This window comes from Waltera intestinalis, from assembly GCF_009695995.1.
Taxonomy (GTDB): Bacteria; Bacillota; Clostridia; order Lachnospirales; family Lachnospiraceae; genus Acetatifactor; species Acetatifactor intestinalis.
This window is the reverse complement of sequence record NZ_VUMU01000006.1, coordinates 56678-78270: the sequence shown is the minus strand read 5'-3', so window position 1 is coordinate 78270 and position 21593 is coordinate 56678. Positions and strand designations below refer to the sequence as shown.

Below are 21593 nucleotides of genomic sequence, written 5' to 3'. Positions count from 1 at the left end.
TAAGGTACCGGAGAGGAGACAAAAGCATGAACAAAAGATATCTGATGAAAGCAGTAGCATGCATTTGGCTTATGACAATATTGTCAATAACTGGCTGCGGGCAGAAAGCTGCCACGGAAGGAAATACAGAGACGCAGACACAGACGGAAGCGGAGCGTGTGGATACCGGATTCGTGGTGACGAATCCGGACAGTTATGATTCTGCGGATACTGCTGTACTGGTGGATATTAACGAAGTTGACAAAACTGTCACTTTGCTGAATCTGGATCTCTGCAGGCGATATACGCTATCCATGGATGGAACCACTCGTTTCGGGGATAAATACGGCAAGGCGATCTCGCTGGATCAGTTGCAGGAGGGTGATATTGTGGATGTGACTTTTCTGAAGACACAAAAACACCTGACCTCCATGCAGCTGGCACAGACGGCATGGCAGTATGATAGTGTGGAGCGCTATGAGTTGAATGCGGTGAGGCACGAGGTAAGCATCGGTGGAGAAACCTATAAGCTGTCCAAAGACACGCAGTATTTTTCCCAGGGGCACAGTATAGAAGAGATCGATCTGAATCCATCCGATATTCTTACATTCCATGGAATTGACAGTACGGTGCTCAGCGTGGTCGTGGAAAAGGGTCATGGATATCTCCGGCTGGTCAATGATGAGAATTTCGTGGGTGGATGGCTGGAGATCGGACAGACACAGATCGTGAGGATCACGGAGGACATGCTGGTGACGGTGCCGGAAGGCAGTTATCAGGTGGATATCAGCTGCAGCGGCGGAGGCGGTACGAAGTATGTAGTGATCAACCGTAACGAAGAGACAACCCTGGATATCGGAGATCTGGAGGTTGCGGAGGCGAAGTACGGTATGGTGCTGTTTTCCATGAGCCCGGCCGATGCGGAGCTGTATATTGACGGAAGTCAGGTGGATCCTTCCCAGCCGGTCTCACTGGAGTACGGAATCCACCAGATCATAGCAAAAGCGGACGGCTATAAATCTCTGACACAGTATCTCCGGGTAGGACAGGAATCTGCCGGAGTGGATGTGCAATTAGATAAAGTGGATTCCGACAGTGAGGAAAGCACAGGAAGTACAGAAAGCTCGTCGTCTGCAGGCAGCTCTTCCACCGGTACTGCTTCCGGCAGTACTTCCGCGACGGCAGACACCACAACCACCTACTATCGGGTACACATTGATGCACCGGAAAACGTGGAAGTATATCTGGACGGTAACTATGTGGGAATCTCACCCTGTAGCTTCAAAAAGACATCGGGAAGTCATGTGATCACACTGCGGAAGTCCGGATATGAGACCAGGAGTTATACGGTTCAGGTGGACGATGAACAGAAGGATGTATCGTATTCTTTTGTGGATCTGACAGTTAGCTCCCAAACTTCAAAATAATCTTTGAAAAGGCACAGGAAATGTCGTAAATATGCGGAAATGCCTTGACAAAAGGGATAAAAACAGATATATATATTTATAGACGTTTCAAAAGAACTATTTTCGAGCGTAAATTTAATCACGAAAACTCATTATAGGAGGAGTTCAATATGAACAAAACAGAATTAGTTGCAGCTATGGCTGATCAGGCTGGTCTTTCCAAGAAGGACGCAGAGAAGGCATTAAAGGCTTTCACAGATGTTGTTGCTGAAGAGTTAAAGAAGGATGGTAAGGTTCAGTTAGTTGGCTTCGGTACTTTCGAAGTATCCAGCAGAGCAGCAAGAGAAGGCAGAAATCCTCAGAGCGGCAAGCCCATGAAGATCGCTGCTTCTAAGGCTCCTAAGTTCAAGGCTGGTAAAGCATTAAAGGATATGCTGAACGCATAATAGAAGCTGATTTTTCAGAGACTCGAGAGGACAACCTTTCGGGTCTCTTTCGTTATGAGAAATAGTTTTCAGAAGGAGAGGAAACCCATGAGACTGGATAAATATTTAAAGGTGTCCCGCCTGATCAAACGCCGTACTGTGGCCAACGAAGCCTGCGACAGCGGCAGAGTATTGATCAACGACAAACCGGCAAAGGCATCTGCCAATGTAAAAGAGGGAGATATCATCACGATCTCTTTCGGTAACAAGGAAGTAAAGGTAGAAGTGCTGGATGTTCAGGAGACAGTGAAAAAAGAAGAAGCAAAAGAGCTCTTTCGTTATGTATAAATATGTATAAATTTCCAATGACTCCCATAAGATGAATTGTAGCTTTGAATAGTTATGATAAATTGCAATGTGACACAGATGGGAGGAAATATGGAAGATTTAAACACAACAGGGCGTATGCATAAAATAATTATGACCAACAGACGAACCTGCACGGTGAACGGTGTCAATGATGTGCTTTCTTTTGATCTGCGGGAGATTCTGCTGGAGACGGAACAGGGTATGCTGATGATCCGCGGAAATGAACTGCATGTGAATCGGCTGACCCTGGATAAAGGGGAAGTGGACATTGACGGCCGGATCGACAGCTTCGTATATTCGGATACCGCAGCATCCGGGGAGAAGCAGGAGTCATTTTTCGCCAGGCTGTTCCGTTAATGAATGAAAATGTTTTTCTGCTGCATTCGTTTCTCCTGGGAGTAGAGATTACTTTTCTGTATGATATACTGCGGATTCTGCGGAGGGTTTTTGTACATGGCAACGGCATGGTGTCACTGGAGGATATTGCCTTCTGGATCTATTGTGCGGGAAAAGTGTTTTTACTGATGTTCCGGGAGAGCAATGGGAACCTGAGATGGTTCGCCGTGCTGGGGGCAGTATTGGGAATGTATCTGTATCACAGGTCGCTAAGTCCCCTCCTGGTAAAATATGTCTCCGGATTTCTCAACATGCTCTTAAACCCGATTCATAAGGCGTTGCGGATATCCGTAAGATGGGTAAAAAAGAAGTTGACGAGACTTCGGAAAATGCTTAAAATATTCATAGAAAGGAGATGCGCGTATGGCAAGGGGAAAAAGAAGAGTAGCCTACCGCAGGAGACATCAGAACCGGTTCAGCCTGTTCCTGGTGAGCCTGGTCGTATTGATGATCATGGTAGTCGTTGCGGTGCGAAGCGTGGAATTACAACGGAAGATCGCAGGATATGATACCCAGATCGCAAGCCTGAACGCGCAGATCGATGCGGAGACCGCCAGAGCGGAAGAGATCGAGGAGTATCGCAAGTATACGCAGACCAAGGCTTATGTGGAGGAAGTGGCGAAGGATAAGCTGGGACTGGTGTATGAAGGTGAGATCCTTTTTAAAGAGGACAATTAAGCAGGGAGACTGATTCTCAACAGTGGACCTGCTTTTTTTGTCGCAAAAAATGAAGGTAACATTCCCCCGAATTTGACAAAAAGAAAGAAACAGTGGCTCTATAATCGTGAAGACAGAAAGGGGAATAGTCATGGTGATAGGAAAACGGGAACAGAAAAATCCAGAACAGAAGTTATGTGCACAGGTATCCATGCTGTGCCGGCAGAAGCTGTTGGGGTATGCGGAGAGTTTTGAGGAATTGGGGAGAAGTTTTCACGACGAAGCGAGGATTGTGGGAGATGACAGACAGAGTATTCTGGAGAAATGCCTGCTGCAGCAGAGCAGGCAGGTCATGGGGGATCATCTGCAGACGGTCGCACGGATCATGGAACAAGTGGCCGGAGAAGAGATGTGCTACCGGCCGGTAGAGGAAAAGCGAAGAAAAAACCTCGTCCAGGCATTGCATAGTGAGGGGATTGCGGCAGCAGAGTTATGTTATATTCGAAAAAAAGGTGCTGCCGCAAACGGTATCAGCATGATACTTTCCACGGAGAGATCCGGCTGTAAGGCATCGCAGGCAGCAGATATGCTTACCGTACTTTTGGGGAAGCATCTGCAGCCGTCGCCGGGAAGTCCCTATCTCATAGAGAGGGAACCACACTGTTTTCAGTTTACAGAAGAACCGAAATATGTGGCCCTTACCGGAGTGAGCCGGGCAGTAAAAGAGGGAGAGAAAATATCCGGGGATCAGTATGCCATGCTGGAATCGGAAAAAGGAAGACTGTTATTGCTGTTATCCGACGGAACCGGTGCGGGAGAAGATGCCAGCCGGGGCAGCGGCAGAGTATTGGATCTCATGGAAAAAATGCTGGAGGCGGGATTTGACACCGAAGAATCCGTAAATATGCTGAACTCCGCATTGTATGCGCAGAATGAGGAGGAAGATCATCCGACGGTGGATATCTGCAGCCTGGATCTGTACAGCGGAGAGTGCGAGATCTGCAAAGTCGGAGGTGCGGCCACTTTTCTGAAAGAAAGCGGCAGAACAGAGTGTATCGGAGGAGAAAGTCTGCCGCTGGGGATTTTTCAGAAAGCGCAGACGGAAGTCCGGGTGCGGCAGCTGGCAGCGGGCGATCTGCTGATCATGATGACGGACGGTGTGCTGGATGCACTGGAGGATGATTGCGAGGAGCGGATGCGGGATATGATAGAGACATTAGAAGAACAGAATCCGCAGGAGATCGCAGAGAAGATACTTTCTTATGCCATATGCAGCTGTGGGGGCAGGATCCGGGATGATATGACGGTGTTTGTGCTGTGCTTGTGGGAGAATGCGTGATTGCTGCCTTGATTTTTTCGCATAATTAGGATAGAGTAAAATCATGAATACATGGATGGATACACGAGAAAAAGTATTTGCATATATAAAAGAGCATCAAATGCTGCAACCCGGTGACCGTGTGGTGGCCGGGGTTTCCGGAGGGGCAGACTCGGTTTGCCTCTTATTTTTGTTATTGGAATGGAGGAGAGAATTCCCGCTGGACATTGCGGTGGTCCATGTCAATCACGGGATCCGGCCGGAAGCCGGTGAGGATGCCCGGTATGTGGAAAAATTGTGTGGAGAACATAAAATCCCGTTTTTCCTGACGGAAGCCGATGTACGGCAGCGGTCAATTCTGGAAAAATGTTCCGAAGAGGAAGCCGGCCGCAGAACAAGATATGAAGCTTTTGACAAAGCTGCGGAGGAATGGGGAGCCACGAAGATCGCGGTAGCGCATAACAGCAATGACCGCAGCGAGACGCAGCTGTTTCATCTGTTCCGGGGCAGCGGCATCCGGGGACTGGCAAGCATCCTCCCGGTGAGAGGTCGGATCATACGGCCGATCCTGTGCCTGGAGAGATGGGAAATCGAGGACTTTTTAACACAACAGGGAATTTTCTACTGTAAGGATGCTACCAACGATGAGGACGATTATACCAGGAACCGGATACGGCATCATATTTTACCCTATGCGGAGCAAAACATTGCGCGGGGCTGTGTGGTGCATATGAACCAGACAGCGGAGCTGCTGGCGGAGACGGAGGAATATCTGGAGCTGCAGACGGCGGAGGCAGTGAACAGATGCATACGGAGCATAAAGGCTCCGGGCAGTGCGCTGCAGCCGGATGTGAGCAGTCAGGCACAAGAGGAGCATATCGCGGTGGAACCTTTTCTGACGCTACATCCTGTGATCCGTAAAAGACTTTTGTATGAAGAGGTAAAAAGACTTTCTCCCGGGCAGAAAGACATCACCTATCAGCATATTGCGGAACTTCTGACATTGTTTACGCAGGAAGGAAACCGGACGATCTGCCTTCCCTTCGGAATCCGCGGCAGGCGGCAATATGAACAGGTCATCCTGACAATACAGACGACGCAGACAACGAAAGCTGCGGACAGCGACGATCAGACTGCTGTTGCGACACCGCTCTGGCAGCAGCGGGATCCGGATATGATTCCGGGACAGAAGAAAACAGTGGAGTGCGCGCTGGGAACTCTGGAATATTCCGTATGGGAAGCGTCCCATGGACTTGAAAAAAACCAAGAAGTTCCCACAAATCAGTATACGAAATCGTTTGATTATGATAAAATAAAAAAATGTCCGATGATACGAACACGGCAGACAGGGGACTATCTGACCATTGCAGACGGCAGAGGCGGAATGATCCGTAAATCATTAAAAAGCTTTTTTGTCGATCAGAAAATTCCTCGCAAGGAGCGCGACAGACTGCCGATCCTGGCAGAAGATGATCACGTGCTGTGGGTCATGGGATACCGCATCAGCGAATATTATAAAGTAACGGAGAATACAAAACGTATTTTAAAGGTACAATTAATAAGAAAGGAGTTCGCCTAAGAGCGAAGAGACAAAAGAAAATGGCAGAACATATCAGAGTACTGTTGACAGAAGAGGAAGTAGATAAGAGAATTCAGGAGATCGGAGAACAGATCAGTAAGGACTATGCAGGTAAGCAGGTACACCTTGTATGTGTACTGAAGGGCGGCAGCTTCTTCATGTGTGAGCTGGCAAAGCGTATCACCGTTCCCGTATCTCTGGATTTCATGTCTGTATCCAGCTATGGCAGCGACACCAAATCCAGCGGTGTGGTGAAGATCGTAAAAGACCTGGATGAATCCCTAAAGGATAAGGATGTTATCGTAGTAGAGGATATCGTAGATAGTGGAAGAACCTTAAGTTATCTGTTAGAGATGCTTCGTGACAGAGGACCGGCTTCTTTACGTCTGTGCACTCTGTTGGACAAGCCGGAGAGAAGAGTCATCGATGTTCATGTAGATTATACCGGATTTAATATTCCCGATGAATTTGTAGTGGGCTACGGTCTGGATTATGATCAGAGATATCGTAATCTGCCTTACATCGGTGTGGTAGAATTCGATTAAGCAATACGAAGATGCAGGAGGCCCGTGAAGTTGAAACAAAACGGCAGAACAATTAACTCATATTTTATATTTATCATACTTCTGGTCATGGTGATCGTAGGGCTCAATCTGTTGAGCAGTCGGGAAGAGGAATATACCAGAGCAGAATTTATCGCGGATCTGGATGCCGGAAATGTATCTGAGATCGTAATACAGCCGAATGGAGAAGCTCCTACCGGCTATCTGGAGATCCAGATGAAGAACGGACTGAATCATAAGCTGTATGCTACGGATATCACCGAGCTGGAGACATTGGTCCGCGAGTACGGATTTGATCCCGTAGTGAATGACATTGAGAGAGAGAACTGGTTTCTTACTTATATGCTGCCAATGCTGGTAGTACTGGCTGTAGGTGTATTCCTTTTCATGATGATGAATGCCCAGCAGGCCGGTGGCGGTAACGGTAAAATGATGAACTTTGGCAAGAGCCGGGCCAAAATGTCCATAGGTGACAAGAGCGTCACCTTTGCACAGGTAGCCGGTCTGAAGGAGGAAAAAGAGGAACTGGAGGAAATCGTTGATTTTCTGAAAGAACCCGGAAAATACACCGGTGTCGGTGCGAGGATTCCCAAGGGTGTTCTGTTGGAGGGACCTCCCGGAACCGGTAAGACTCTGCTGGCGAAAGCCGTGGCAGGCGAAGCCGGAGTACCTTTTTTCAGCATCTCCGGATCTGATTTCGTGGAAATGTTCGTCGGTGTCGGCGCATCCCGTGTGCGCGATCTGTTTGAAGAGGCGAAGCACAATGCGCCCTGTATCGTGTTCATTGATGAGATCGATGCCGTGGCAAGACGCCGTGGTACCGGTATGGGCGGCGGACACGATGAGAGAGAGCAGACCCTGAACCAGTTACTGGTAGAGATGGACGGTTTCGGTGTCAACGAAGGCATTATCGTCATGGCAGCTACGAACCGTGTGGATATTCTCGATCCCGCGATCCTGCGTCCCGGACGATTTGACCGTAAGGTAGCGGTAGGGACTCCGGATGTAGGTGGCAGAGAAGAAATACTGAAGGTACATGCGAAGAATAAACCCCTGGGAGATGATGTAAATCTACAGCAGCTTGCACAGACTACCGCAGGATTTACCGGAGCGGATCTGGAGAACTTGTTGAACGAAGCAGCGATCATCGCAGCGAAGGAGAATCGCTCCTTTATCGCGAATAAAGATGTTAAGAGGGCGTTTGTCAAAGTAGGAATCGGTGCGGAGAAGAAGAGCCGCATTATTTCCGACAAGGAGAAGAAGATTACGGCATATCACGAAGCAGGTCATGCGATCCTGTTTCATGTGCTGCCGGATGTGGGACCTGTTTACACCGTCTCCATTATACCTACCGGCGTAGGAGCCGCCGGTTACACCATGCCTCTGCCGGAAAAGGATGAGATGTTCGCCACCAAGAGCCGTATGCTCCAGGATATCATGGTATCTTTGGGCGGACGTATCGCAGAGGAGATCATCTTCGGAGATATTACTACCGGAGCATCCAGTGATATTAAGAAAGCCACCAAGACAGCCCGCCGTATGGTAACCCGTTACGGAATGTCTGATAATATCGGTGTCATCTGCTATGACGATGACGATGATGAAGTCTTCATCGGTAAGGATCTGGCACATGCCAAGGCTCACAGTGAGGAGATTTCCGGTGAGATCGATAAGGAAGTCAAGCGCATCATAGATGACTGCTATACCAAGGCAAAAGACATTATTATGCAGCATGAGAAGGTACTTCACAGTTGTGCTAAGCTTCTGTTAGAAAAGGAAAAGATCAACAGAGAAGAGTTTGAAGCACTTTTCGTATAGGAAAAGGTTTTCGAGGGTGTTTCGTAGATTTGGTAGTATTGTACAAACTGCTTTTGTGAAAAATAAACAAAAACAAATATGCATTTTTGTAATATTTGTGAATTTTGAGAATAGTCAAAACTAGTAGTGCATGCTATTATACTACTTGTAACCCCCCCAATACATTATATAGTTTTTTGCTATACCCCATAAGAAAGAAATACCTTCTCTAAAAAGGACAGTCCTCCCAAGACTGTCCTTTTTACCGTTCAAAAACAAGTCAGGCTGTTGTCAGATGTAGGGAAAAAGGGTATAATTACATATGTGTGTGCTGCACAGGTAAGAATAGCAGGAGCATAATATAGATAGTAAGACATTAGTCTCAGAAAGGATAGATACTATGGATCTGGAGCTATTACGCCGAACAGAATATAATCAGCAGTATATTGCTGCCATGAGACCCGTATTTAATAGAAGAGCTCTTTTTACGGATACAAGTGCGGAGTATGTGATCCCGGAAGAGCCGGAACCATATTCCGAGGTGACGATCCGTTTCCGTACCGCCAGGAACAACGTGGACAGAATATTCCTCGTAAGCGGTGGACAGAAGCATCTCATGGTACGAGTGGAGAGCAATAATGATTTTGATTACTATGCTTATGTGATGCGTCTGGATGATCAGAAGGTATCCTACTACTTTGAGGTACAGACCGGCAGGATCACAGGTATCTTCGATATGAGAGGATTGGTGCAGGAGGTCAACGAGTATTATGACTTTATCATCATTCCCGGCTTCCATACTCCCGAATGGGCAAAAGGTGCGGTAATGTACCAGATCTATACCGATCGTTTCTGTAATGGCGATCCTTCCAATGATGTGCTGACCAATGAATACTGCTATATCGGGGAGCCGGTGCACCGTGTAGAGGACTGGGGACGGTATCCTGCACAGATGGATGTCCGTGAGTTCTACGGAGGAGACCTGCAGGGCGTATTGGACAAGATGGACTACCTGCAGGAGCTGGGCGTTGAGGTAATTTATTTTAACCCTCTGTTCGTATCCCCGTCCAACCATAAATACGATATTCAGGACTATGATTATATTGATCCCCATCTGGGTAAGATCGTCAGTGATGAGGGAGAGCTGCTTCCGGATGGACAGCGGGAGAACCGTTTCGCTTCCCGCTATATCGATCGCGTGACCAATAAGGCGAACTTAGAGGCGAGCAACGAGATGTTTGCCCAGGTAGTGGCAGAGGCGCATCGCAGAGGCATGAGAGTCATATTGGACGGTGTGTTCAACCACTGCGGATCCTTTAATAAATGGATGGACAGAGAACGTATTTACGAGAATGCGGAAGGCTATGACAAGGGTGCTTATGTCAGCGCAGACAGCCCTTACCGGAATTATTTTGATTTCCATAATCAGGCAGCATGGCCTTATAACAATTCTTATGACGGATGGTGGGGACATGATACCCTGCCGAAGCTGAATTACGAAGGTTCTCAGGAACTGATGGATTATGTTCTTCATGTTGCAAAAAAATGGGTATCTCCGCCCTATAATGTGGACGGCTGGAGACTGGATGTGGCGGCAGACTTAGGTCACAGCCAGGAGTTCAATCACCATTTCTGGCAGGAATTCCGGAAAGCGGTAAAAGAGGCCAATCCGGAGGCGATCATTCTGGCAGAGCATTACGGCAATACCAGAGACTGGCTGCAGGGCAACGAATGGGATACTGTCATGAACTACGATGCGTTCATGGAGCCTGTGACCTGGTTCCTCACCGGTATGGAGAAGCACAGCGATGACTACAGAGAGGACCTGCTCGGTAATGCAGAGAGCTTCTGGGGAGCCATGCGGCATCATACCTCCAGTTTTTCCATGCCCAGCTGGCAGGTGGCTATGAATGAACTGTCCAACCATGATCATTCCCGTTTCCTGACAAGAACGAACCATAAGGTGGGACGTACCAATACTTTAGGCCCTCAGGCTGCGGAGCAGGGCATCAATAAGGCAGTGTTCAGGGAGGGCGTTGTGATCCAGATGACCTGGACGGGCGCACCGACGATCTACTACGGAGATGAAGCCGGTGTCTGCGGATTCACGGATCCCGATAACCGGAGAACCTATCCCTGGGGACATGAGGATCAGGTGCTGTTGTCGTTTCACAAGGATATTATCCGCCTGCGCCGTGAAAACGAGGAACTGCGTACCGGTTCCCTGAAAATGCTGGAGAATGATTATAACTTCATCTCCTACGGGCGCTTTAACCGCAAGGGACAGTGTGCGATCCTGATCAACAATAACAATCATCCCATCACCAAGGAGATCCATGTATGGGAGATCGGGGTTCCTAAGACAGGTAAGATGAAAGTGATCCTGCAATCCAGAGATGACGGATATTGCATGGAAGGCGCGGAGTATGAGATCAAGGCAGGGAAGATCCTGATCGAGATGCCCCAGACTTCCGCAACGATCCTGAAATATGTGCAGGAATAACGTGTAGAAAAAGATATAATTTACCAAAGACAGAGAGGATTTCAGATGTTTACCATCATCATAACCCTGCTGTTGCCGCTGGTATCCTTAGGGATCTGGCGGCAATATGTTTTGAAAAATAATGGGAGTACCGGGAAGACGGTGACCGGAAGTAAGGGAGCGTATGTTCTTCGTTATGCAACCTGTCTGATGATCATGCTTTTTGTGCCGTGGGTATTGCTTTCCCTGACCGGCAATGACGACAATACAATTTTGCGAAAACTCGTAGAATCCCGGGAATATGCAGTCAAAGTGCTGATCCTGGAAATCTGCATCATGCTGGCATATGCCATTTGTGAACTGTTCGTGGAAGAGGCGAAAGCCGGTAAACATGAGAAGATTCACAGTGTTATGACTAAAATCGCCGGTAGCAAAGGATGGAACATTGTATACAGATACATAGGACCGGTCGTGGTACTGGCATTCAGTGTGTTGGTGATCTGTCTCAATTTCAGCATGATGTCCGACCGGGTGCTGTGGGGAGATGAAGCTTTTTCTGCAAATACTGCACATAAGAGCGTCGGTGGTATCTTGCAGGTGCTGTATTACTGGGATAATCATCCGCCGCTGTATTATTACTGGCTGAAACTGTTTGGAACCCTGTTCGGATTCAGCGTTCCGGTATTCCATCTGGCTTCATTGGTACCGTTTGCCATTGGTATCGTGCTGGCACTGACAGTGATACGGAAACATTTCGGTATGCTCCCGACCACATTTTTCGTGATGATATCGGGTCTGGGACAGGCGTGCCTGGAATATAATCTGGAAGTTCGTATGTATGCACTTGCCTTTTTGTGTGTAATGGGTTGCTTTTACTGTTCTTACCGTGTAATAGCGGATGGCACCAGGAAGACCTGGACCGGAATGGTATTGTGGGCACTGGGCGCGGCATATTCTCACTATTATGCTCTGGTAGCCGTGGGCATTATGATGTTTTTCACCGGAGTGGCAGTGTGGATCAAATACCGCGGTAAGACCTGGACAAAAGGTGTATTGGCAATCGTGGCATTTTTGATCGGCTATGCTCCCTGGCTGTATTTTTTCTATGCGGGATTGAAAAATGTCAGCAGAGGCTGGTGGATGACGGAGATCCTCGGGCTGGATAAGAGCCTGGAGATCGTCATGGGCGGCAGACGGATGAATGTAATTGTATTTCCGTTGCTGTTAGTACTGCTGATAGTGACGCTGGTGGCGGATTCGTCCCTGTTTTCCATGGGAGAAGAGAGTATTCGTCTGCAGAAGCCGTCAGTGAAAAAATGGTCTGACAAAACTTACGCCATGGTGGTAGGTGCCTGCACAATCCTGGGAACGCTGGTATTTGCGTATCTGCTGAGTGTTGTAATGGCACCGATGCTGGCGCAGAGATATCTGTATCCGTTAAGTGCAGTGGCGATCATGATGCTGGTCATCGGCAGCAGCCGGGTGCTGGAACTGGTTGCGGAGCTGGAGAACCGGTCCTGGAAGGGCTTGGGGCTGTTAGCACGATTGCTGCTTGTGCTGTTACTGCTTGTAATGTTTGGCATGGGAATACAGAATTACCGGGAATCTTATGGCAGTTATGAACAGCAGAAGGTAGAGACTGACAAGACCCTGGATCTGATCGGCACGCCCGAAGAGGATGTGCAGATGGTCACCAACGGGGTGAAACATTTGGGATGGACAGTACTGTATTATTATTACCCCGATAATGAGATCGTAAACGGCGATTACAACCAGGCAGAATCCGATAGATTCTGGTACTTTACACCGGATGCCATGAGTGATGACTCTTTCGCAGAACTGCAGCAGAAAGGGTATCAGGTGACCGATCACGGGCAGATGCAGCTGGCGCAGTATCCGTTTTATCTGTATTATATTGAAGCAGTTCAGCCTGCGCCATTCGCAAAGTCGCGCTAGCACGCTTTGAGTGCGATTACCCAATTGTCGCTTCTGTCATCCTATGGCTGAACTTTTACACTAAAATAAGAAAAAATATCTTGCAATTTGTGTGAACATATGCTAAAATTTCACATTGTTAGGGCACTTTGCCTGACATGGATGGATTCCCGAGTGGCCAAAGGGGACAGACTGTAAATCTGCTGCAAATTGCTTCGGTGGTTCGAATCCACCTCCATCCAGTTGCACATTTAATAAAATGTGTGATGCGTCCGCTGGTGTGGCGGAATAGGCAGACGCAAGGGACTTAAAATCCCACACGTATATTCCACACAATATCGTGCAAACCCCTGATTTTACTGGGTTTCCAGAAAATCAAATAATTTTAATTTGTTCATCCATCGGAAATATCCCTCCAAATATCAGGGAAAACCCCTCCGATTGATGTATATACACACCATGCTGGTGTGGCGGAATAGGCAGACGCAAGGGACTTAAAATCCCTCGGGGGCAACTCCGTGCCGGTTCAAGTCCGGCCACCAGCAGTATGGCATGAGGAAGAATCCCGGTTAGTTTGCTGCTGCTCGGGGTTCTTTTTCTTTGTAATTTGGTATAATTCCGGCTATCGCATTTGCAGATATAACCTTGTTCTTATAGTTCAGATGAGCATAGATATTCATGGTGGTGGAAATATTACTGTGTCCCAGCCATTCCTGAATTGCTTTCATGTCTATACCGCTGTCATATAAAAGCGTAGCACAGCTATGGCGTAAATCATGGAATCTGATATGCTTCAGCTCATTCTTGTCACAGATAAGCCTAAAGTGCTGTGTGACAAAATTCGGCTTAATTAAATTCCCCATAGGATCTACATTGATATATTCTCTGAACTCCTTGTTATAGGAATCACCAAACAGTTTAGCATTATGCTGCTGATTACGCAGCAGCTTAACAAGTAGCTCTTCCAACTGAGGTACCAGAGGTAAAGACCTGTTACTGGATTTGGTTTTCGGTTTGTCCTTCTTTATCATTTTCAGCTTGCCATCAATGCAGGACTCAACGACGACGTGCTTTACGCTGATTGTTTTACGGACAAAATCAATGTTCTTCCATTTCAAACCAATAATCTCACTTCTACGCATCCCATAATAACTTGCAAAAATAACAATCTGTTCGAGAGGATCTCCGCGAAAAACCCGGAACATCTGATCCAACTCTTCAGCATTGTAAATACTGCCGACAAAAACTTCTTTAATAGGCTTTTTAACACGATCAGCGGGATTGCAGTTTATGGTTCCGTCTATATACAATTCCTGCAATGCCTTTCGTATATTTGCGTGTCTGTGGATTACAGTATTTGCAGATACTTTTCTGGTATCCATTAAATAATCGTAATAATCCTTTATCAGCTGTGGGTTTTTCTCAAGATCTGACAGAGTAAAACCTTTTTCCAAAAAATAAGGATAAATGGAACTTTCAATGCCACATTGATAGCCAGCGAAGGTATCTTCATCTACCGAATGTCTCATGGATTTAAGCCAGAACAGCATATAATCACAAAATAAAATCTGATCGACCGGTTTTAGCATGAGATTAGGGTTTACGGGCGGAATTACCCGTTTTTTCTTATTTCCCTGTTTGTTCGTATTCTTGGATGAAGTAAAATTCACATCGGGTTTATCCATAGTGGTTTCAGAAAAACCATTCAGACTACGATTATCTGACTGATGTGCAGCAACATCAGTATCTAAACTACTTAATTCTTCCGGATTCACTTCCTTTCCTTGCTCAGCAGCCATTTCAGGCGGTGTAAACTCTTGACGTGCTTGTTGGAGCATTCTTTCGGCATTTCTTGCATTTCCTCTGATTTTCAGGCCGGTAGAGATTTGTTTTGTCTTTCTCTTTCCATTTGCATCCTTATAACTCAGAATAATCTGGTAAATACCGTTTTGCTCCCTCAGATGACCTGCTACCATATATATTTCCTCCTTTTGGTAGTCTCAGCTCATCTGCCATGACAAGAGCATTATAGCATACCTAAAATGAAATTAGAAAGGTATCTGCAAATATTCCAAAACATAAATTTTTGGTATTTTATAGATACGTCCGATACAAACAGATTTAATCTGCTTTTCTTTCACAAGCTTATAGGCTGTTTTGGTGCTGATGCCGAGCATGGAAGCAAGCTGTTCTACGGTTACTACATCAGGGTAGTTTTCAAAAATAGATTTATTTGTATTTTTCATAGTGAATCCTCATAAATGATAGGTTATACACATATCTCCCGTCACCGCTTCCTGCGCCCTTTTAGGCCGCGTAGTATGGCTGTACTGTGTGCATTTAGTCTATCCGCAGTGATAGGACGGATAGCACCCGTATGCATGACGGTATATGCTATGAACTTGTCATGGAGCAATGACCCATAATACAGATCACTTGTAGAGTAAATACAGCAGATGATGAAAAATCCCTGAAAAATTTTTTGAATTTTGTCAATGGGCTAATAACATACAAACAATGTTATCAGAAAAAAGTTGGAATGCTTTGATTATTAGAGCGAGTGAGAAAAGCCGGTTGACAGAGTAATCACAGATATGCTATTCTCAGCTTGTAATTGATTTTTGTGCATTCCCATTCGGGATAGAAGCACACGTTGTTTAAGTTTGTACGTAAGTGTCGAAAATTGCCATAAGTAAAAGTGGCATATTTTTGGCACTTTTTTTGTTCCCGGAAAATGGAAATGAAAAATAAGTTTATATGTGGGCAATACCACACGCAGTTTAGGAATGGGTCCATTGTGCAGCCATTCCTTTTTTGTTGCCAGAAATTGCCCATACAAGGGCTTAATCCGCAAAGCGGCTGGATAAATAACCTCGAATGAGGAGAAGAAAGGAAGGAAAACAAATGAATGGAGCAAGAGTGTTTGAAGACGCTTACAGTGGTGTCTTCAGGGAACAGGAGGATTTCTTTTCATGCCTGCATGAAATTATGGGAAAATCCTCTTGGATCCGACAAAAGGTCAGAAACCTGCGGTTAGTTCCCATTATTGCAGGGAGTACCTTTGAGAAAGAACTACGCAGTCAGTATACAGAAGATGGCATGGATGATGGCATCATAACGGATACGATTGCAAATACGGCGTTAATGCTCAAATACCGAGGAGAAATGTTACCGGTGAGGGACTGTGCCATTAAGAGCATTCTGGACCGTGCAGGTATCCAGGGAAGCGGCCTTCGCAGGGTGGAGAGAAACGTCTATGCCAGGATATTAAATGACGTACTGAAAGTCACAAAGGGAGAGGCATTACTCCGCATCAGCGAAGGAAAGGTATCCGCAGTATTAAGCGGAGACTGCAATGATTACGCTATCCTTAACATGGAGGAGATATTCCTTCACACCATGCAATATTTGCAGGAGGAATTTGAAGGCTGCAGGTATATGGCAGGCTTCTATGAGCATGACATGGTATCTGCCATGTGGAGCATTGATGAGTCAGGTCTGTTATCGGCTTACAGCAGGGAACTTTCCCTTCTTGGGAAGACGACGGAAGACATGATCCCCATGGTGCGGGTTACTACATCGGATACCGGAACCTGTGGAGCCAATATCTACCCTATGCTGTTAAATGTGAAGGATGGAAAGAGTGTCAACCTGGGGTCTCCATTAAAGCTTGTTCATAAGAACGGCAGCACAATGGCAGACTATGATGCACAGCTTAAGAAACTCTATGCAAAGTATCAGCTTGCGATCGGAAAGCTTACAGAGCTTTTAGAAGTGCGGATTGCCAATCCGGTGAACTGCATGAGCGAAGTAATGGCAAAGCTTGCAATTCCTAAGAAATATCAGGCAGAAGCACTGGACTTATTCAAGGCACAGTACGATGTCTGGTCCTGTACGGCACATGATATCTATTTTGCTATTTCAGAGATCCTTTTCATGCTGGAGTGCGAAGGAGCTTCGGGCAGCCGTATCGCAAAGATGGAAGAGCAGATCGCAAGGGCACTGTCAATGAACTGGGCAGAGTATGATTTCCCGGAAATGTAAATAAAAACAAAGGAGAATGGACAAATGGAAGAATTAAGAAAGAAACTGATGGAAGAATTAAAGAATAAACTGGGAGAAGGATATGAGGTATCCCCGGTAGACGTAAATAAGAATAATGGAACGATATTACATGGAATTTCTATATTGTTAAAAGGCAACATAGGAGGTCCTATGGTATATGTAGATAATTTCTATCAGAAATTTCAGGGGACCAATGAAGAGATTGAGGAGATGATAGATTACATTCTGGAGGATATCAGATCCTGCTATGAAATAGACGATGAGGAGCTACAAAGAAATGTCTATGAATATGACAGGGCGAAGGAACATCTGAGAGTTGCACTATGTAATTATGAGGCAAACAAGGAAACTTTATCCAGCAGACCTCATAAGCGGATCCTTGATCTGGCAGTCACCGCGTGTATCAGAAGCGAAACAACGCCCGTGAGAGGATCAGGCTTCATCAGTGTATCAAACAGATTATTGCAAATCTGGGGAGTTTCCGAGGAGGAAATGTTTGACATTGCCTTGGAGAACACGATGAAAGAAGAAGTCTGCTGCAAACTGAGTGATCTGCTAGCACAAGAGGAGGGACTGGAACTTCCTCCGGGAGTGGAGATTCCCATGTATATCCTGACAACGAACGACAAAAGGCTTGGTGCCAGTATGCTCTTGAATGTAGCGGCACTAACCCGGATAGCGGAGGAGTTACACAGCAACCTGTATATCTTTCCATCCAGCATTCACGAAGTCCTGGCATTACCGGAAGAAGGTTCAAACAATCAGATAGCAATGCAGAAAGAAATGGTGGAAGAGGTAAATGCAAGCAATGTTTCTCCGGAGGAAAGACTTTCCAACAGCGTTTATTACTTTGACCGCGAGAAACAAGAGGTCACCATAGACTATCTGGGAAAACCGCTCAGCGAACTAAACAGATAGAAACAGAATGAAATATAGAACAGTGGCAGAAAAGAGAAGGCATCCCCTTCTCTTTTTCTGTCGTATGGAAGGAGAAAAAATATGAGTCTTAACTTAAATTACAAGCCGGAAGCAGTTGTGGATATCTCCGGATTATCAAGAGAGGAATGGTTAGATTACCGAAAGAAAGGAATCGGTGGCAGTGATGCTGCAGCAATCATGGGAGTTTCCCCGTTTGCAACCAAAAGAGATCTCTTTTATGACAAAACAGGTATCCGTCCGGCTTTTCAGGAGAATGAGGATAACTGGGTAGCAAAGGAAGTAGGACACAGACTGGAAGATCTGGTAGCAGAAATCTTTTCCAAAAAGACAGGACTTAAGATTTTTCCGGTGCGCACGATGTTCAGACACCCGCTGTATCCCTTTATGCTTGCAGACGTGGACTTTTTCATCGAATTTGCAGATGGTACATATGGAATCCTGGAGTGTAAGACAACCAACTACAACTGTCAGGAAAAATGGGCAAATAATACAATCCCGGTCAACTATGAGTACCAGGTACGGCACTATATGTCCGTCATGAACATTGATAAGGCCTATATTGCCTGCCTTTACGGGAACAATGCAGAGGAGTTCTTTATACGTCCCCTGGAGAGAGACCTGGAGACAGAAGAGGATCTTATTGCGGAAGAGAAGTACTTCTGGGAAGAAAAGGTGTTGAAGAATGTGGAGCCGGATTACGTGGAGAAAGCAGATCTTGTGATCGCAAGTATTAAAAAGCACTTTGGTCCTGCTGATCCGCAAGCCGCAGGTGTCATTCTTTCCACAAAGAATTTATCAGGGATCAAGACGTATCTGAGCCTGAAGCAGGAAAAAGCGAAGCTGGAAGGCGAGGTAAAGCGTCTGGAGGAGAGAATGAAGCAGTCCTATCTTGGTGTTCTGGAAGAATTAGGAGCAAGCTGCAGCGGCACGATCATGGATGGCACCACAAAGTATGAGGTGTCCTATAACCCGACCTACCGTACCTCCATTGACAAAAAGGGACTGGAAAAATTAAAAATCCAGCACCCGGATGTTTATGACGATTACGTGCAGACGACGGAGAACCGGAGGTTTGCCGTAAAGGAAAGAAAGGTGGCGTAGGATATGAAAAACAGCAAGGTTGTATTTATCTGTGCACCATACGACGCAAAAGACCGCGCAGATCATGTGCAGGAGATGGAGAGAGTGGCACATTTCAGAAACGTAGTAGAGGGATTGTACCACTATAAGACGTTCGCACCGGGAAGCTATATTACCGGTCCTGAGAAAGAAGCAAGAGACTTTCGCGTGGAGGTAGAGGATATCATTCTTAAAAACTGCAATGCGGTATTTGTCTGCGGAAGTGTGGTCACAGCCGGAATGCAGGTACAGATTGCCAAGGCAAGGGTATTGAATATCCCGATATACCGCATGACGGAAGGAGACAAAGGTGTGTTAATTACCCTCTATGAGGAGAAGGAGAAACAGAATGAAATGTCAATTTGTAAGACCCATTTTTGAGAAGAACGGTTTTTGCATTTATGTATATCACACGGAAGATTCCGGAGTGCCACAGGGGGCTAGAGACGGCTCCTTTAAGGGGCCCGGTTATCAGTTTACTGCGAAGGGAAACAATCTGCCATCCAACAAGCTGGCGGATGTGGATCTGCAGGGCAACTGGGAGAAAAACAGTCATGGGCTTCAGTATATAGTAGATTACTACGAGGAACTGAAGCCTCAGAGCATAGAGGGCATTGAAAGCTACTTGTCCTCCGGAATGATAAAAGGGATCGGTCCCAAGACGGCAAAACTGATTGTCGAAAAGTACGGAACCAGAACGTTTGAGATTCTGGATGATTACCCGGAGTCTCTACTGGAGATCAAGGGAATCACCAGGAAAAAACTGGATAAAATACTTTCGGCATATCAGGACAGTCATGCGGTCAGGGATCTGGCAGCCTATCTTACTCCGTTTAAGGTTACACCCAAGAAAATCCGTAAGATCTATGAGCATTTCGGGAATGCGGCACTGGATGTCGTTAAGAACCAGCCGTTTGCCCTGTGTGAGATCAGTGGATTTGGGTTTCTTACCGTGGATGAGATTGCCAGAGCGAATCACTGCAGACCCAATGAGCCATTAAGGATCGGAGGCTGCATCGATTACTGTATGGAACTGGAAATGCAGAACGGTAATCTCTATGCCGATAAGCAGAAATTCCAGAAGCAGGTGCATGAGCAGCTAAACAGAGGCTATACAGAAGAAGTCGTTACCGAGGTAGAGGTGTATAAGGTGATGTACCAGATGGTGCATGACAAAGCCCTTTACTATGAGGACGGTGCCCTGTATAGTGCCAAACTCTATCATTTTGAGACACAAGCAGCGAAGGATCTGGCTACACTCCTGGTGCAGACGTATATGCCGCCTGCAGGACTGGAAGATCTGATCACGCAGGCGCAGAAGGATTTGAAGTTGTTATTGTCCGACAAGCAGGTGGAAGCGGTAAAAAAAGCTTTTACGAATCTGGTGAGTATTATCACCGGCGGTCCCGGCACCGGTAAGACTACGGTGCAGCGGGTTCTGTTATACATCAGCGAAAAGCTGGGAGAAGAAAAGATCTTATTAACTGCTCCCACAGGCAGAGCCAGCAGACGCATGGCGGAAAGCACCGGAAAAAGTGAAGCATTGACGCTCCATAGTGCGCTTGGATTAAATAACGATGAGGAGTGTGAGGCTGCGGATGAAATGTTATCCGAGGATTTTATCATTGCGGATGAGTTTACGATGGCTGATATGCGGCTGTCCTATGAGCTTTTCAAGCACATTGAAAAGGGTGTCCGCGTGGTGATCGTAGGAGATGTAGACCAGTTACCCAGTGTCGGTCCCGGAAATGTGTTCCGCGAGCTTGTGCTGTGCGGTGTGATCCCTGTCACAACCCTTGACATGGTATTCCGTCAGGGAAAGGACAGCCGGATTGCAGCAAACGCCCATAAGATGCAGGAGAATGATACGAACCTGGATTATGGAGATGACTTTATCTTCTGTCCGGCGGATACTGCAGCGGAAGCGGCAGACAAGGTTGCGGAATATTACAAAACCTTTGTGGATGCGTATGGCGTTGACAATGTGCAGGTACTTACTCCATTTCGTAAGAAGGGAGAAGCAAGCGTTAATGCCTTAAACGACAGACTGTGGGAGATGGTAAATCCGAAAAGCAGTATTGCCAGGGAATTAAAGGCCGGCAATGCGCTGTACCGGGAAGGAGACCGGATTATTCATAACAAAAATAAGAATGACATCAGTAACGGTGACATCGGGTATATCACAGATATCTATCAGGATGAGGATGGCGTGGATCTTATGCGGCTGTCCTTTTCGGATGGAAGAATCGTGGAATACAGTGCGGAGGATGCAGACCTAATCGAGCACGCATATGCAACAACGGTACATAAGAGCCAGGGAAGTGAATATAAGGTTGTGATCCTTCCATGGCTTCCCATGTTTTACATGATGTTACGGCGTAACATCCTCTATACGGCGATCACCAGGGCAAAAGAAAAAATAGTCATTGTAGGCAGTAAGAAGGCTCTCTACCAGGCAATCCATAACACGGCGTGCGACAAGCGAAATACCCGTCTTGGAGAGCGGATCGTAAGAGAATACAACGCACTGCTTACGAAGAAAGCTTCAGCATAGGAGGATACAA

19 protein-coding genes and 2 tRNA genes are annotated in these 21593 nt (G+C 46.5%); 19 read left to right on the top strand and 2 right to left on the bottom strand.

What is annotated here, in order from left to right:
• Nucleotides 1-26: 26 nt before the first annotated feature.
• The 14 genes from FYJ59_RS06885 to FYJ59_RS06820 all read left to right on the top strand — a co-directional run bounded on the left by FYJ59_RS06885 (nucleotide 27) and on the right by FYJ59_RS06820 (nucleotide 13451).
• Nucleotides 27-1406, top strand: a complete 1380-nt coding sequence (locus FYJ59_RS06885) for a PEGA domain-containing protein (protein WP_154496085.1) — start codon at nucleotides 27-29, stop codon at nucleotides 1404-1406.
• A gap of 149 nt (nucleotides 1407-1555) precedes the next feature.
• Nucleotides 1556-1831 (top strand): HU family DNA-binding protein, encoded by a 276-nt coding sequence (locus tag FYJ59_RS06880; protein WP_022153433.1) that lies wholly within the window; start codon nucleotides 1556-1558, stop codon nucleotides 1829-1831.
• Nucleotides 1832-1918: 87 nt separating this feature from the next.
• Complete coding sequence (locus tag FYJ59_RS06875; protein ID WP_022153434.1) at nucleotides 1919-2158, top strand: RNA-binding S4 domain-containing protein; 240 nt, start codon at nucleotides 1919-1921, stop codon at nucleotides 2156-2158.
• Between the two features lie 90 nt (nucleotides 2159-2248).
• The gene (gene yabP / locus FYJ59_RS06870) at nucleotides 2249-2536 is read left to right on the top strand and encodes a sporulation protein YabP (protein ID WP_022153435.1); all 288 of its coding nucleotides are present in this window, start codon (nucleotides 2249-2251) and stop codon (nucleotides 2534-2536) included.
• Complete coding sequence (gene yabQ, locus FYJ59_RS14500; RefSeq protein ID WP_154496084.1) at nucleotides 2536-3084, top strand: spore cortex biosynthesis protein YabQ; 549 nt, start codon at nucleotides 2536-2538, stop codon at nucleotides 3082-3084. The genes yabP and yabQ overlap by 1 nt, the downstream gene beginning before the upstream one ends.
• The gene (locus FYJ59_RS06860) at nucleotides 3005-3253 is read left to right on the top strand and encodes a septum formation initiator family protein (RefSeq protein ID WP_408646193.1); all 249 of its coding nucleotides are present in this window, start codon (nucleotides 3005-3007) and stop codon (nucleotides 3251-3253) included. The genes yabQ and FYJ59_RS06860 overlap by 80 nt, the downstream gene beginning before the upstream one ends.
• A 130-nt stretch (nucleotides 3254-3383) precedes the next feature.
• Nucleotides 3384-4571 (top strand): SpoIIE family protein phosphatase, encoded by a 1188-nt coding sequence (locus tag FYJ59_RS06855; protein WP_154496082.1) that lies wholly within the window; start codon nucleotides 3384-3386, stop codon nucleotides 4569-4571.
• A 100-nt stretch (nucleotides 4572-4671) separates the two neighbouring features.
• A complete protein-coding gene (gene tilS, locus FYJ59_RS06850; protein WP_205839477.1) occupies nucleotides 4672-6129 on the top strand; it encodes a tRNA lysidine(34) synthetase TilS in 1458 nt (485 codons plus the stop codon).
• Nucleotides 6130-6149: 20 nt separating this feature from the next.
• The gene (hpt, locus tag FYJ59_RS06845; protein ID WP_022153439.1) at nucleotides 6150-6674 is read left to right on the top strand and encodes a hypoxanthine phosphoribosyltransferase; all 525 of its coding nucleotides are present in this window, start codon (nucleotides 6150-6152) and stop codon (nucleotides 6672-6674) included.
• Nucleotides 6675-6698: 24 nt separating this feature from the next.
• Entirely contained in the window at nucleotides 6699-8510 is a 1812-nt protein-coding gene (gene ftsH / locus FYJ59_RS06840; RefSeq protein WP_331464290.1) for an ATP-dependent zinc metalloprotease FtsH, read from the top strand.
• A 379-nt stretch (nucleotides 8511-8889) separates the two neighbouring features.
• On the top strand, nucleotides 8890-10992 hold the full coding sequence (locus tag FYJ59_RS06835; RefSeq protein ID WP_154496080.1) for a glycoside hydrolase family 13 protein: 2103 nt from the start codon (nucleotides 8890-8892) through the stop codon (nucleotides 10990-10992).
• A gap of 45 nt (nucleotides 10993-11037) precedes the next feature.
• A complete protein-coding gene (locus FYJ59_RS06830; protein WP_154496079.1) occupies nucleotides 11038-12927 on the top strand; it encodes a glycosyltransferase family 39 protein in 1890 nt (629 codons plus the stop codon).
• Between the two features lie 139 nt (nucleotides 12928-13066).
• Nucleotides 13067-13148 (top strand) — tRNA-Tyr (locus FYJ59_RS06825).
• A 219-nt stretch (nucleotides 13149-13367) separates the two neighbouring features.
• A tRNA-Leu gene (locus tag FYJ59_RS06820) sits at nucleotides 13368-13451 on the top strand.
• Between the two features lie 24 nt (nucleotides 13452-13475).
• Here FYJ59_RS06820 and FYJ59_RS06815 read toward each other — a convergent pair.
• Both FYJ59_RS06815 and FYJ59_RS06810 read right to left on the bottom strand, forming a co-directional pair.
• Nucleotides 13476-14882: a tyrosine-type recombinase/integrase gene (locus FYJ59_RS06815; RefSeq protein WP_154496078.1), complete on the bottom strand. Its 1407-nt coding sequence runs from the start codon at nucleotides 14880-14882 to the stop codon at nucleotides 13476-13478.
• Nucleotides 14883-14954: 72 nt separating this feature from the next.
• Entirely contained in the window at nucleotides 14955-15152 is a 198-nt protein-coding gene (locus FYJ59_RS06810) for a helix-turn-helix domain-containing protein (RefSeq protein ID WP_118692728.1), read from the bottom strand.
• Nucleotides 15153-15810: 658 nt separating this feature from the next.
• Between FYJ59_RS06810 and FYJ59_RS06805 the strand changes: the two genes are divergently transcribed.
• The 5 genes from FYJ59_RS06805 to recD2 all read left to right on the top strand — a co-directional run bounded on the left by FYJ59_RS06805 (nucleotide 15811) and on the right by recD2 (nucleotide 21583).
• Nucleotides 15811-16950, top strand: coding sequence for a transposase (locus tag FYJ59_RS06805; protein ID WP_154496077.1), 1140 nt, complete (start codon nucleotides 15811-15813; stop codon nucleotides 16948-16950).
• Between the two features lie 24 nt (nucleotides 16951-16974).
• Nucleotides 16975-17889 (top strand): DUF5688 family protein, encoded by a 915-nt coding sequence (locus FYJ59_RS06800; protein WP_154496076.1) that lies wholly within the window; start codon nucleotides 16975-16977, stop codon nucleotides 17887-17889.
• Between the two features lie 81 nt (nucleotides 17890-17970).
• The gene (locus tag FYJ59_RS06795) at nucleotides 17971-19011 is read left to right on the top strand and encodes a YqaJ viral recombinase family nuclease (RefSeq protein ID WP_154496075.1); all 1041 of its coding nucleotides are present in this window, start codon (nucleotides 17971-17973) and stop codon (nucleotides 19009-19011) included.
• A 3-nt stretch (nucleotides 19012-19014) separates the two neighbouring features.
• A complete protein-coding gene (locus FYJ59_RS06790) occupies nucleotides 19015-19410 on the top strand; it encodes a DUF7768 domain-containing protein (protein WP_154496074.1) in 396 nt (131 codons plus the stop codon).
• The gene (gene recD2, locus FYJ59_RS06785) at nucleotides 19379-21583 is read left to right on the top strand and encodes an SF1B family DNA helicase RecD2 (RefSeq protein ID WP_205839476.1); all 2205 of its coding nucleotides are present in this window, start codon (nucleotides 19379-19381) and stop codon (nucleotides 21581-21583) included. The genes FYJ59_RS06790 and recD2 overlap by 32 nt, the downstream gene beginning before the upstream one ends.
• Nucleotides 21584-21593: the final 10 nt, after the last annotated feature.